General features: G+C 58.0%; 10 protein-coding genes. 5 read left to right on the plus strand and 5 right to left on the minus strand.

From position 1 onward, the window contains the following. Position 1: 1 nt before the first annotated feature. Positions 2-343 carry an EamA family transporter gene (locus KQP88_RS00580; protein WP_122320442.1) on the plus strand — a complete coding sequence of 114 codons (342 nt, stop codon included), beginning with the start codon at positions 2-4 and terminating at the stop codon, positions 341-343. A gap of 19 nt (positions 344-362) precedes the next feature. Continuing rightward, entirely contained in the window at positions 363-2,372 is a 2,010-nt protein-coding gene (locus KQP88_RS00585; RefSeq protein ID WP_216704564.1) for a DUF7657 domain-containing protein, read from the plus strand. A gap of 172 nt (positions 2,373-2,544) precedes the next feature. On the opposite strand, the gene KQP88_RS00590 is transcribed toward KQP88_RS00585, so the two are convergent. The 5 genes from KQP88_RS00590 to KQP88_RS00610 all read right to left on the minus strand — a co-directional run bounded on the left by KQP88_RS00590 (position 2,545) and on the right by KQP88_RS00610 (position 11,171). Next, positions 2,545-6,918, minus strand: coding sequence for a glycosyltransferase (locus KQP88_RS00590; RefSeq protein ID WP_216704565.1), 4,374 nt, complete (start codon positions 6,916-6,918; stop codon positions 2,545-2,547). Then, positions 6,915-8,264 (minus strand): ABC transporter ATP-binding protein, encoded by a 1,350-nt coding sequence (locus KQP88_RS00595; RefSeq protein ID WP_216704566.1) that lies wholly within the window; start codon positions 8,262-8,264, stop codon positions 6,915-6,917. The genes KQP88_RS00590 and KQP88_RS00595 overlap by 4 nt, the downstream gene beginning before the upstream one ends. Then, complete coding sequence (locus KQP88_RS00600; protein ID WP_216704567.1) at positions 8,254-9,084, minus strand: ABC transporter permease; 831 nt, start codon at positions 9,082-9,084, stop codon at positions 8,254-8,256. The genes KQP88_RS00595 and KQP88_RS00600 overlap by 11 nt, the downstream gene beginning before the upstream one ends. Before the next feature lie 80 nt (positions 9,085-9,164). Continuing rightward, complete coding sequence (locus KQP88_RS00605) at positions 9,165-10,274, minus strand: glycosyltransferase (protein WP_216704568.1); 1,110 nt, start codon at positions 10,272-10,274, stop codon at positions 9,165-9,167. A 195-nt stretch (positions 10,275-10,469) separates the two neighbouring features. Then, on the minus strand, positions 10,470-11,171 hold the full coding sequence (locus tag KQP88_RS00610) for a metallophosphoesterase (protein WP_200993680.1): 702 nt from the start codon (positions 11,169-11,171) through the stop codon (positions 10,470-10,472). 173 nt (positions 11,172-11,344) lie between these two features. Here KQP88_RS00610 and KQP88_RS00615 point away from each other — a divergent pair, with 173 nt between their 5' ends. From KQP88_RS00615 to KQP88_RS00625, 3 genes are read left to right on the plus strand one after another with little or no spacing between them, the layout of a single operon-like run. Further along, positions 11,345-12,172: an NAD-dependent epimerase/dehydratase family protein gene (locus KQP88_RS00615; protein WP_122320439.1), complete on the plus strand. Its 828-nt coding sequence runs from the start codon at positions 11,345-11,347 to the stop codon at positions 12,170-12,172. A 45-nt stretch (positions 12,173-12,217) separates the two neighbouring features. Continuing rightward, complete coding sequence (locus KQP88_RS00620) at positions 12,218-13,102, plus strand: glucurono-1,5-lactonase (protein ID WP_216704569.1); 885 nt, start codon at positions 12,218-12,220, stop codon at positions 13,100-13,102. Between the two features lie 58 nt (positions 13,103-13,160). Next, the gene (locus tag KQP88_RS00625) at positions 13,161-14,171 is read left to right on the plus strand and encodes a TRAP transporter substrate-binding protein (RefSeq protein ID WP_200993678.1); all 1,011 of its coding nucleotides are present in this window, start codon (positions 13,161-13,163) and stop codon (positions 14,169-14,171) included. Positions 14,172-14,203: the final 32 nt, after the last annotated feature.

A 14,203-nucleotide genomic window follows, 5' to 3' on the forward strand; every position in this document is an offset into this window, starting at 1 on the left:
CATGGCGATCTATCTCGCGGCGCTGGCCTGTGTGCTGGGGATCTCCATCGGCCAGGTGCTCTTCAAGATGACGGCGCAGACGTTTCGTCAGAACGGTGACCTGCTCGACCCGGTCATGCTCGGCTGGTTTTTTCTGTCGCTGTTCCTGTACGGCATTACCACCATTGCCTGGATCTGGGTTCTGCAAAAGGCCGAACTGGGCAGGATCTATCCGTTGATGGCCCTGGCATTCGTGATTGTGCCCATCGCCAGCCACTTCATATTCGGTGAGCGGTTCCACATTCAGTATTTCGTCGGCGTGGCCACCATCATGACCGGGATCGTTATCACGGCCTGGGCATGAAGAGCGGGAGCTGAAGACAATGAACCTTACGTTGATCAAGCTCATCATTGTGGCGGCCATACTCGGGCTTGCACTTTGTTTCATCAGGACAGGGTGGCTCAGGCGCAACCTCAAGGCCCGGTTGAATACCGACCTGCCGGAGCACATGCTTTTCAGTGGCTGCGTACTGATCGTTTTCATGCTGTTCACGGCACTGGGGTTGACCGGCTCTTCCCTTGATCTGGGTGTGCGGCAGTCGTCTTTCATCGAGTCGGACATGACGAGGGTCTGGGGGCACGAGCAGCCGATACGCAGCGATGAGTGGCTGGTGCTCACGCCCATGGCCATCGCCCAGTCCCAACATGTGCCTCGCTATCCCGTGGTCAACGACAGGCTCGGGCTGGATGGTCAGAACATGCTGGTGACGGGGATGACCGGCCTGCCGGTTGCCCACGTGTCGTCCCTGGCCAAGCCGGCTATCTGGGGGTTCTTTGTCTTCGATCTCAAAAGGGCGCTGGCCTGGTACTGGTGGTTTCCGGTGTTTGGCTGTTTCCTGGCCCTTGCTCATGTCCTGCATACCCTTTCGCCGGGTCGCTGGCGGCAGAGCTTTTTGTTCAGTCTGTTGTTCGTCTCTGCGCCCTATGTCGTTGCCTGGTCGTTCTGGCCAGCCTATGCGGTGTTTTTCCCCTGTATTGCCTTGCTCTGCCTGCTGAAGATTCTCCAGCCGCGAAGGCGCTGGACGCTGGTGCCCCTGAGCATACTGGCGGGATTGGCCATCGCCGGTTTCGTCCTGCTGCTGTATCCGCCGTGGCAGGTGACGATCGGCTATGTGTTCATTGCATTGATCGTCGGTATCGCTATACGTGATCGGTTGCACAAGAACCTTACGCTCGAATCGATATTGGCGCTGGTACTGGCCTTGGCAGTGGCGGGTTTTCTCTTGGGAAGCTGGTGGCTGAGCGCACGCGAAGCCATCGAGGCCATGATGAATACCGTTTATCCCGGCCAGAGAAATCTGGAGGCGGGAGGCGATGTCACCTGGCAGGCTCTGCTCAAGGGGTATACGAATATCGTGACCCTGCAACGCAACGAGTCGCGGCCGGTCAATCAGAGTGAGATGGCCTCTTTCTACTACTTTTTCCTCCCCTTGGCCGCGCTTTTTATCCTGCGTGCCCGGCAACGATCCCTGACGGCTCTGGAAGTCGCCGTGGCACTCATGATCGGTTTCATCCTGTTCTACATGCTGGCGGGTATGGGGCAAACGCTGTCGACCTTTTTTCTGTGGTCATACGTGCCAGCCAAAAGAGCCGATCCTGCCTTGGGGCTGGCCTGCCTCATACTGACGCACTTGATGGTCCGCCCGGCTCGAAAACACTTCTCTGTTCTCGATAACACGGCTATCGCGATGTTCGGCCTGGCGCTGGTCTGGGCTGCCCTGGTTTATGCCGCCGTTCGTACATTCGATGAACCGCTGCTGTCAGGTGCGAATGCGCAGATTGTCATCGGTCTGATATTCATGGTCATTGCGTGCAGTTACTTCCTTCTGAACGGGAGGCAATACGCATTCCTCGGGCTTGGGCTAGGGCTGTCGCTGGCGACCACAGCAGGGTTCCATCCCCTCTCCATTGCGCCCCTTTACCTGAAAAGCCCGCAGGCTCAGGCCCCGATCCTCATCCTCGCCTCACAGGTCCCGGCGATGTTTTTATTCGCCTCGGGGCGTCAGGTGGTTAATGGCGTTTTCTACTATCCCCAGAACCGCCTGTGGCAACAGCTGGACCCTGGCGGGCGAGACGTGTCGCTCTACAATCGCTACCAGCACCTCATATTCACAGGCCAGACGGCTGTCGAGGATGTGCAGATAAGCGTGCCGCATCCGGATATAGTCAAGGTCCAGGTCAACCTGCAACATCTGGACTTCAACCGCACGGGCGCGGGTGTGGTCATCGCTCCGGAAAGCGAGCAGGTGTTGCTGAGTCAGAACCCCACGCTGTCGTTCGAGCGTACCGAAAAAGGCTGGTCGTGGTTTCGGGCAAGGCAGACACCCAAGTAGGAGTAATGCCGATCAGTCAAGGCATACTGAAGTCACTTGTGGGAGGGGCCTTGGCCGCGACAGCCAGTTTGAAGACGCTGAAAATGTGTTGTCTGTAAGTGAGGTCGCGGCCAAGGCCCCTCCCACGGATTGAGCGGAGCGCCGCCCGATTCCCACTGCTTAGATGTACTGATCACTCTTCAAGGCGTGGAGGCCAGGCCAGGCTGAAGTCCAGTTGGTCCAGTGTCAGGTTCGGGTTGTAGGCAGGATCGGTTTCTATCTCCGGCCAGCGTGTGTGCATGTAAGCCACTTCCTGGCTGAATCGCGCCTGCTTTTGCGGGGAGTCTTCAAAGCCACGGGTTGCCGATTCGTGGTGATACAACTCGGCAAAAGGCGTCCACAGATTCACATACCCGGCCTCTTTGACCCGCAGGCAGAAATCGACGTCGTTGAAGGCTACCTTCAGGTTGGCTTCATCAAGGCCCTTGACCTGCTCGAAGATGGATTTGCGAATAACCAGGCAGGCCGCGGTCACCGCCGAGAACTCCTGAATCAATACGGCACGCCCGAAATAACCATGTTCACCTCGGGGCAGGAATTTATGCGAGTGATTGGCTATACCGCCAATGCCCAGAATGACGCCGCCATGCTGCAGCCGGTCATCGGGAAACCATAGCCGTGCGCCCACTGCTCCGACCTCCGGCTGCAAGGCCAGGGCGACCATTTCATCCAGCCATTCGGGGTTGATGACTTCGATATCGTTATTGATCAAACCCACCAGTTCACCGCGTGCCAGCCTGACGGCCTGGTTGTTCAGCGCGGAATAATTGAAAGGTCCGTCATCCCTGAGCACTGTGATGTTCGGCTGTTCGCTGAGGTGCTCGAAATAGGCCAGGGATTCGCTGTCGTCGGAGCTGTTATCCACCACGATGATTTCATACGGGCCGTAGTGGGTCAGGTTCTGGATGCTGTCGATGCACTGTTTGACCAGTGAGCCAGCGTTACGGGTGGGAATGATCAGGCTGACCAGAGGGTTGTGCTTCGGCAACCGGTAATGCACGCGGTACATCCCGATGGGCAGCAACTCGGTCCAGCCAGCGCGCCCGGTACGTTGCAGGTGTTCGTCCAGGGCTTTTACGCCAGCCAGCGCCGCATAGGGTTTTTCATCGGTCGCCATGGCGGTGCTGCCGGCGTGAATGCGCCAGTGATAGAGCACGCGGCTGATATGAATGATCTGTTCCCGGGAAAGCTTTTCGCTGCAGCGCAACGCCAGGTCGTAATCCTGAGAGCCCTCGAACTTCACCCGGAAGCGTCCCACATGCTCGACCAGATCACGCCGATAGACGCCCAGGTGGGAAATCATGTTCTGCGAGCGGAACAGGAATTCGTTCCAGTCAGGCTTGAAGTAAGGCGCACTGCGTTGCCCCTTTCGGTCGATCTTGTCTTCGTCCGAATAAAGGATGCCGACATCCGGGTGCTCGATGATTTTACGGGCCACCCAATACAGCGCGTGCTCGGGCAGCAGATCATCGTTGTCCATCAGCGCAATGAATTGACCCTGTGCGATATCGAGAGCCGAGTTGCTGGCTTGCGATATATGGCCATTCGTACTTCGGAATATGACCTTGATCTTCGGGCTCTGCAGCTCTGCCTGTTTCAGAAACTCCTGCACCGCCGGGTTGCTGGAAGCATCGTCGGCAATGCACAGCTCCCAATGGGGATACAGCTGGTTTCTGATGCTGTCGAGGGCTTCGCGCAACAGGTCCAGCGGTGGGTCGAAGACCGGCATGATGACCGAAATCAGTGGTGGGCTTTCCCAGGTGCCGATGTGCCGGGCGATTTCCTGGCGGTCATCGTCATCGAGTGTGTCGTACTGCCTGATCCAGGCTGCATAGTCACGGCGGTCCGGTGCTGGTTCGACCTCAACCCTTTCAGGTCCTGTGCCCGTGTCATTCAGGAACCAGCGCATCCGCGCCAGCAACCCCTGCAGACCATGTTCCTGCAAGACGCTGGCGGCCCGATTGGCGGTTTTCCTGAAACCGCCGCCCCGCCGCACCAATGCCGGCAGATGCCTGGAAAGCTGTACCAGGCGACGGGCCGCAATGACCGAGTGGCGCAGCGGCGCTGCCAGCCTGCGGCTATAGGAACCTTCAAGCTCGCGGATACGCAGGTTCAAGGTATGGATGCGGGTGTCTTTTTCAATCTGCTGATTGAGCAGTGCGTTTTCCAGACCGGCTATGAGTGCCTCGCGGCCATTGGTCAGGTGCGCATGGTCCTTGAGCAGGCGCTCGACGGTCTGGGCGGTATGTTGTTTGCCATCGCAGACATTCTGCTGGATCAGGTAAGTGGTGCTCTCCAGCTCATTGATGCGCAGGGCCAGGGTCTGCATCTGCTCATGCAGAGGCTCGAAGGCTGTTCGCAGCGAAGACTCCTGTTCAATAGCCCAGTTGCGATTCTGGTTGATGCGTCTGGCGATCACTTCGTCGGTGTAGAGCACCAGATCCAGCCTCAGGACCAGGGCGCGCAGGTCGGTCAGTTGCGACAGATCGATCGGCAGCTCCAGATAAGGATCATCGTCCAGGCAGACAAACAGCACGGACAAGCCCGACTTCTCGATTTCCATGAGGCCCGACACCGAAGGCAGCGAAGCAACATCGCCATCCCAGGACCAGATTTCCGTTTGCGCCTTGAGGATCCGCAAGTTATCCACAGAGAAGGAAATATGGCGGTCCACAGGGTCAAGCCTGAGCCTCTTGGGTGGTGTTTTCAGGTTTTTCAGGGAAAACTGCAACTGTTGATGGCCGGGAAGTACCTCGATATCCAGGGCATAGTCTTCCCGGAAATTACCGAACTCATCGCTGTAGTACAGCTTGGCCAGAACCTTGGATTGCGCAGGTTCTGCCCGTGGATTGATGATCTGCTCGGGTTCCCAGTTCAGGAAGTGGTCGGCTCTGATGCCGGTTACAAAGGCCTGGAACTCTGCCTCTTTTTCGATGAAGACCTCCAGCTCCGGCAGCGGTATTTCCAGACCTGCATGGCGCAGGCTGTGAATGATGAACTGACGTCGGGTCAACGGCATGACGCCGGGGCAGAACGGCATGGCGCTGGCGATCAGCAGCAACAGGGCGCGAATCAGCAGATGCCCGAGCAGCACGCCCTCCTGGACATCCCATTCGATATCGATCAGGGCCGGGTGGTTTTCAGCGTCGAGCAGAATATTGTGCGGCACCGCATCGATAAACAGTCCGGGCAAGCGTTCGTCGAGGGTGTTCAGAGAGGCTGCATGGCCTTGCTCTTCAAGCAAGGTTTCGAGTGCCTTCAGATAACGCGAGATGAAGGCTCCGAAGTCCTTGAGCGTCCAGTCGGGTGCGCTGGCGATATTGAGGAATTGCTGGCTGAGCGCCTGCCCGCGTCGATATCGGTCGACATGGGAAAGCACATGTCGGTAAGCGCCCTCTTCGTCGATGACCGTTTCTGCGCGCAAGGGCTCATGTCGCACCTCGATGCCGTCATCCGTTTCGATAAACAGCGTTTGCTTGCAGTAGCCGGGTTTTCTGCTGACGTTGTAATGACCTGCGAGCAGGTCAGGTGGCACAACGCTCGACGTCGAGGATGAGGCGGCGACCAGAAAGGAATTGGCCAGCTCCATCCCCAGCCCGTTGCTGACGATCACCGGCCAGGCCCGTTCCAGATTGAACAAGGGCGCGCCGGGTAACTGAGGGTCTTTTCTGGCGTTCTGCCAGGCCAGGGCTGCGGCATCGAAGCTGCCCGACTCAAACCCGCGCTGGGTAACGATGGAGTTGGGCAATTTGTAATCAGGCATTGGAAACAGGAATTGCGAGCGGCTGAAGCCCGCCTCTTCAAGCAGCGCCATCAGGCTCTTGCGGCCGAACGTCTCGGGGTCGTGGTCGTTGTAGCGACCTTCGATGCCATACATCGGGCTATTGAGATGATCTTCCGGTGCGCCGGCGAAGTACTTGAGGCCCAACTGGTTTTCAATGGCGAGCAGCAGCACGCCATCGGGTTCCAGCAGGTCCTTGACCCGTTTGAGCATGTTCAAGGCTGCATCGGATTGCTGGCTGAACATGCTGGCGTATTCCAGAACGCCGATCAGGGTGACGACATCGAAACCATGGGGCGGATTGAACTGGTCGAAGCGCTCGGCCACTACTGTGACGTTGTCCAGATCCCGTGTGCGGCTCGCGGCTATTGTGGCCCGGCGCAGACTGCCTTCCAGGCTCAGCACGCTGGCGCCGCTTTCCCCCAGATAACGGCTGATGGCGCCACAGCCTGCGCCGATTTCCAGTACTCGCCCTGACAGAAGATGGCTAAAGGGGCGCAGGATATTTCCACGCGCCCGGCCCAGGTGGTACAGCGACGGCCAGTCCGTGCAATGCCTGCTCAGTTCGCCGGACAGCACCGACAAGTCCACGGCGTCACGGATGATCTGCGCCAGGCGCTCTTCGCTTTCGTCACCGTCGCTGTAGGCAAGCCCCTGATAGTCGGGGCGCGCCCATACCCGGGTGGTTTTGTCCTGGCGATAACCGCTTTGTTCAAGGTCGATCATGGGTGGTTTACCTGGTCGAAATCCATCGTGACGGCGAGATCGACCAGGCCGAACAGCGTGCTGGTCGGGGCGACAACGAAGTGAATGGAGTCATAGCGCCGGTCATGGGGAACGATGTCCTCCCCTTCGCGGGAGGCGACACCTATCGAGATGAAGTAGTCGCCACTGGCCAGGCGGTTGGTGAATTTCATACAGGCCTTGAGCCGTGATCCGCCGTTGTACAGGTCCTGGCTGGAGGCGCAGCCCAGCAGGTAAGAGTTGGTGCCGTAGACGGTGACGCCTTCCTTGGTCTTTATCGTGAAACCCAGCACGGGGTTGCTGATCGTGCGGTTGAAGCAGATGGCCAGGTGCAGCACCACTTCGTCACCCGGCTCGATGCTGGCTGGGAATTCGCGCCCGTTGGCCGCCAGGTGAAAGTCCTGAAGGCTGGCAGCACCATCGCCCCAGCGATATTCATGGGGGTTGAAACCGGCACGTGAGCTGTAGGCGTCGTGCTCGAAGCTCAGGACGGGGTCGTGATCATGTCTGGCGGTCTGGAGCGGGGCCTGTTTTTTCGGCAGCTCAGGCTCGTCACGCCGGTCGCGGCCGAACAGCAGGTCCATGTAGCGATTGATGACCGGTCGCGAGGCGCCGATCATTTCCACATGGCCCCGATCCAGCAGGATCGCCCGGTTGCAGTGAGTCACCACCTGTTCACTGGCATGGGTTACCAGCAGAATGCTGGTGCCGTTCTGTTTCAACTGCCGCAGCCGCTCGAAGCACTTGGCCTGGAACTTCGCATCGCCCACCGACAGGGCTTCATCGACAATCAGCACCTGCGGATCGACCTGTGCCTGGACTGCAAACGCCAGGCGCACCGCCATGCCGCTGGAGTAGGTCTTGACCTGCTGATCGATGAATTCGCCGATATCGGCAAAGTCGGCAATGGCACTGAAGCGCCGGTCGACTTCTTCGCGATCCAGGCCCAGCACCGAGGCATTCAGATAGACGTTTTCCCGGCCCGTGAACTCGGGGTTGAAGCCCGATCCCAGCTCCAGCAGCGCCGCGACCCGTCCCTGGGTCTGGACCGAGCCGCCCGTGGGTAGCAAGGTGCCGCAGATGATCTGCAGCAGGGTCGATTTTCCGGAACCGTTGCGCCCGACCACCGCGACCGTTTCGCCTCGTGCGACTTCAAAGTCGATATTGCGCAGCGCCCAGAACTCCCGGCCATAGGTTCTGGCAGGCAGGCCCAGCATTGACTGCACTCTGGGGACCAGCGAATGCAGCAGCCGGTCCACGGGTTTGTCGTAGGAGTAAAAGCACTTGGATACATCGCGTACGCTGATGGCGATTTCATCAGAGGACATCGGCAAACCCTTTGCGAGTTTTTTGAAAGAACCCGAAGCCCAGCGCCGCGAATCCGAAGCCGATCAGCATCGCCAGTGCCAGGCTGTCCCACTGTGGCCAGAGCCCGAACAGCAGGACGTTGCGGCTTTCTTCGATGATGTAGGTCAGCGGGTTGAGCTTCAGCCAGGGTTGATACACCTCCGGCAAGGCGGCCACTGGATAAAGCACGGGCGACAGAAACAGCAGGACGGTGGTCAGCACGCCAATGAATTGACCGACATCGCGCAGGTACACGCCCAGCGCTGCCAGTAGCCAACTGAACCCGAGTGTTGCGAGCAACAGCGGCAGCAGGACCAACGGAAAGGTAATGACGGTCGCATACAACGTATGAGTGAGAAGAAATTGCGCCAGCAGCAGAACGGTCAGGCTGATCAGCGTATGAAAGATGGCTGAACCCAATGTCACCACTGGCAGGATTTCCAGCGGGAACAGGACCTTCTTCACGTAGTTGCTGTTGGAAATAATCAGCGAAGTGGACCGGTTCGCGCATTCGGCAAACAAGCCATGAACAATCATTCCCACGAACAGCAGAATGGCAAAGTTTCCCTTGCCGGTTTCCTGCCCTGTCCAGCGGGCCTGGAATATTTCGGAGAACACGAAGGTGTAGACCGCCAACATGAGCACGGGATTAAAGAACGACCACGCAATCCCCATGACCGAGCCACGGTAACGCCCGATAACATCGCGTCGGGTCATCGTGAGAATGAGCTGGCGGTGATTCCACAGGCTGCGAACGAGTGCCACAGGACTTGCTGCGGGGACCAGATGGGGGTTGAGCATTCGGGCTCCCTTGTGCCCTTTTCGCGAATGAATTGCTCCCACACAGGCGCGTGGGAGCGAATTCATTCGCGAAAAGACATTCACATCACATTAATGACCACCGCCATCAGCAATCCCAGATTGCCCAGCCTTGTCTGGCGGTAAAGATCGGTGCGCCTGAAACTTGCCAGGCGTGCGGCAAGCGAAGGGGAACGCAGCGCCTTGAGCTGTTCCAGCAAGTCGCGGCTGTCGTCGGTCAGGTACAGGATGACCGCTTCCAGTGCGGCGATATGGGTGGTGTTCCAGTCCCTGAAGCGTCCCTTGAACAACTGACGGATGCGCACGATCCGGGCTTTCCAGCCTGCGTTCGAGCCCACCAGATTGCTGTCGTGCTGGCGATAGCGCACGTAAGGGGTCGGGTCGTAGCGCACCTGCCCGCCGACGCCGGTGACCAGCAGATAGGCCCACCAGTCATGGGACACGATATCCAGCGACAGCAGCCTCAGATGCTCGGTGGCATCCTGAAGCAGACAGCGGGCCGCGTGGTTGAAGACCATGGTGTTGCCGCCGCCGATGTTCTGCACCAGAGCATTGGCGAAGGACGGCGGTCGCTGAAACAGTGGTGAGCAGCCAAGCACTTCGCCCTGTTCGCTGATCAGTGTGGTGCGTCCCAGATAAATCGCCGGTTCGTCATGGGGGACGCTTTGCAACCAGCCGACGGCCACCTGCAACTTGTTTTCGTCCCAGATATCGTCCTGATCACACCAGGCATAGAAGTCGGCCTGTAATGTGCGATTGCGGGTAAAGGACAGGAAGTTGTGCGCGAACCCACAGCCAGGCCCACGCCACACTTTTATTTTCTCTGGCCCCCACAAATCCTGGTAATGACCCGCTATATCCAGGGTGTCATCGCTGGAACCATCGTCCGATATCGCAATGAACCACGACGTCCAGCGCTGGTTTTTTATGGAGTCCAGCTGTTGGGGCAAAAAACGCTGGCCATTGAAAGTGCATAGCAGAATGGCGACCTGTGGGGAGTCATGTTGTTGCGGTGTACCGGATAACGGTGATCCTGAACTTTCTTCAAAGATGGCTACCGCCTCTGAAATCGCTTCAGCGGCATTCAGTGTGGTGGGAGGCGTCAAACCTTCAGTGACAAGCGAACTACCATGAATATGACTTGAGCGTCCTTTTGCAGGATCGTCGATCATTTTCAGGGCCTGGGAACCGGGTGGCCGTTTACCGCTGTAAGCCAGTGTGGCAGGCCCTTGGATACAGTGCCTTTTGAGGCGATGGGTGGTTGATGTTTTTATTATTCAATCAATAAAAACAGGGGGCTGTTTCATGCCTGAAACATGAACGCTTGTTTGCACTACGCCCTCATGAGAAATATTGCGTGGCGTGGCTTATTTTCTTTCATGCATGTACAGCGTATCGAGCTCCAGGATGGTGAAATACCCGCTGCCGTCAGCTTGCCAGCCGCCGGTATCGATATGAAATACATTGCCCAGAACTTCTGGTTGCCGCACCAGCGTATGGCCCACGATCAGTGCCCGCAGATCCGGTATGCCGCTGGTGTCTCCCGAGCGCAAGCGCATGCGTGACCACAGGCATGACTTGCGCAGTTGCGAGAGTCCTGGCAACTCCTCGCGCACTACCGCGCTCATCAGGTCCCAGGTGGGTAGCGGGCAACACGCATGCACGATGCCGATCAGGCCGTCTGCGGTTTCCACTTCCAGTGCCAGCGGCATCCGGTAAAAGCGTTCGGCGAAGTGCAGCTGTTTTTCATCGGACAGTTCCAGAAACCAGCTCGCGCCATTGGCGACATACTTTTGATAGTCCAGCGGCTGGCCTTCCACATGCTCGATGGCCAGGGCTTCATGGCTGCCCTGTACGGAGAAGAACCAGGGTTGTTCCAGCCATTCGACAGACAAGTGACTTTGCGGACCGCGATCGATCAGATTGCCTGTGCAGAACAGGCGGTCGATGACTTTATCGAAGCCAATTTCATCCAGAACGCCCTGCAATCGGGCGAAATGTCCATGGATATCGCCAACCGCGAAATCGCGTCCGACAACGTTGATATCGAAATGCCGAAAACTGTTCATCACTGTCCTGTGTGCAGATGATGTGACGGTGTCATTGGTCCCGACATGACTTGATCGAATTGCTCCTTCCATCGGTCCGGCTATCCTGTGCCGATGCGTTGACAAAGCGGGCCATGCTGTAAATACTCCATGTTGTACGACAACATATAACAATAACAAGCAAGGAGTCTCTCATGACCACAGCTCGTCATACTCAAAATCCCTTCAACCGCCTCCTGCTAACAGGTGCGGCAGGAGGCCTGGGCAAGGTGTTGCGCAAGACACTGAAGCCTTATGCGAAAACGCTCAGACTCTCCGATATCGCGGAACTCGAGCCTCCTGTTGATAGTAGTGAAGAAGTCCAGAGATGTGATCTCTCTGACAAACAGGCCGTACACCAACTGGTGGAAGGCGTCGATGCGATCCTGCATTTCGGCGGCGTTTCAGTCGAACGTCCCTTCGAGGAAATCCTCGGCGCCAATATCGCCGGCGTGTTCCATATCTACGAAGCCGCCCGCCGTCACGGCGTCAAACGGGTGATCTTCGCCAGCTCCAACCATGTCATCGGCTTCTACAAGCAAGACCAGGTCATCGATGCCCATGCCCCTCGTCGCCCGGACGGTTACTACGGTCTTTCCAAGTCCTATGGCGAAGACATGGCCAGTTTCTACTTTGATCGTTACGGCATAGAAACTGTGAGTATCCGCATCGGCTCTTCGTTCAGTGAACCTCAAAACCGTCGGATGATGAGCACCTGGCTCAGCTACGACGATCTGACTCAACTCCTGGAACGCGCCCTGTATACGCCGGATGTCGGCCATACCGTGGTGTACGGGATGTCAGACAACAAGACCGTGTGGTGGGATAACCGACTGGCCAGCCATCTGGGGTATTCCCCCAAGGACAGCTCCGAAGTATTCCGCGCCAAGGTCGAAGCCCAGCCGATGCCTGCCGCCGACGATCCGGCCCGCATCTATCAGGGTGGCGCCTTTGTCGCAGCAGGGCCTTTCGGCGACGAATAAACATCGCTCTTTCAATCGGAAGACTTCATAGAGATCCGAATTGCCATGGATGCTGAACTGATCTTCGATGCCCGCAACGCCACGGGTGAAAGCCCTGTCTGGAGTGTTCGCGAGCAAGCGCTTTACTGGGTCGACATACCTGCCGGACGTTTGTACCGCTGGAATGCCGCCGACAGCCGCACCCAAAGCTGGAAAGCCCCGCAGATGCTGGCCTGCATCGCTGCCCACAGCAGTGGCGGCTGGATCGCCGGGATGGAAAGCGGGCTGTTTCACCTGCAGCCCGGCGAAGGCGAAAGCCTGACCAGCACCCTGCTGGCTGGCGTCGAGCATGGACAACCCGGCATGCGTTTCAATGATGGTCGCTGCGACCGTCAGGGCCGTTTCTGGGCAGGCACCATGCTGCTGGACATGGCCGCTGGCGTGCCTGCCGGGGCCTTGTATCGCTACAGCGCCGGACAGCAGCAACTGAATGCGCAATTGCACGGCTACATCGTTCCCAATGGTCTAGGGTTCAGCCCTGACGGCAAAACGATGTACCTGTCCGACTCCCACCCCAGCGTGCAGAAAATCTGGGCGTTCGATTACGACACGGACAGCGGCACCCCTCATGACCGCCGTCTGTTCGTGGACATGAACGACTATCCGGGCCGTCCCGATGGCGCGGCAGTCGACAGCGAGGGCTGTTACTGGATCTGCGGCAACGATGCCGGGCTGATCCATCGGTTCACGCCACAGGGCAGGCTCGACCGCTCCGTGACCGTCCCGGTGAAAAAACCAACCATGTGCGCTTTTGGTGGTTCAGGGCTGGATACCCTGTACATCACGTCCATTCGCCCGGGTGGCGATATCGGCGACCAACCTCTGGCTGGCGGCGTGTTTGCCTTCAGACCCGGCGTGACCGGGCTTGAGGAGCCGATATTCCAGAGCTGACCTGCCGACACTGAAAATCCCGTAGCACCGACCAAAAACAAAAAAATCGGAGAACTCCATGGATTTCAAACGCAAGCTCCTCCTCACCGTATTGCCGTTGGCCTTTTGCTTCTCGAACGCCGCCCTGGCGGAAATAAAGATCAAATTCGCTGAAATACACCCTACCGGTTACCCGCCGGTGGTCGCCGAACAGAACATGGGCAAGAAGCTTCAGGAACAAAGCAACGGCGATATCAGCTTCAAGATGTTCGCCGGTGGTGTGCTGGGCTCGGAGAAAGAAGTGATCGAGCAGGTCCAGGCCAACGCCATCCAGATGACCCGGGTCAGCCTGGGTATCGTGGGCCCGGTCGTACCGGATGTGAACGTGTTCAACCTGCCGTTCGTGTTCCGTGATCATGAACACATGCGCGCCATCATTGACGGTGAGATCGGTCAGGAAATCCTCGACAAGATCACCAACTCGAACTTCAACCTGGTGGCCCTTGCCTGGATGGATGGCGGTACGCGCAACCTGTACACCAAGAAGCCGGTCCGGCAGATATCCGACCTCAAGGGCATGAAGATCCGGGTGCAGGGCAATCCGGTGTTCATCGACACCATCAATGACATGGGCGGCAACGGCATCGCCATGGCCACGGGCGAGATTTTCAGTGCCCTGCAGACCGGCGTGATCGACGGCGCAGAAAACAACCCGCCGACCCTGCTGGAACACAACCACTACCAGAACGCCAAGTTCTACACCCTGACCGAGCACCTGATCCTGCCCGAGCCGGTGGTGATCTCCAAGGTAACCTGGGAAAAGCTCAGCCCTGACCAGCAGGCGCTGGTGAAGAAGCTGGCTCGCGAAGCCCAGATGGAAGAGCGCGTGCTGTGGGACAAGAAGTCGTCCGAGGCCGAAGCGAAACTCAAGGCCAACGGCGTGGAGTTCATCACCCTGACGCCTGAGCAGAAGAAGGCTTTCTACGATGCCACGCAACCTGTGCGCGACAAATACGGCGCGCCGTACAAGGATCTGATCAGTCGTATCGAAGCCGTCAAGACCGATGCCACCAAGGTCGGTGCCAACTAAGCCCATTCGATAATGCCGCGCAGCGGGCTAAA

This window comes from Pseudomonas lijiangensis, from assembly GCF_018968705.1.
Taxonomy (GTDB): Bacteria; Pseudomonadota; Gammaproteobacteria; order Pseudomonadales; family Pseudomonadaceae; genus Aquipseudomonas; species Aquipseudomonas lijiangensis.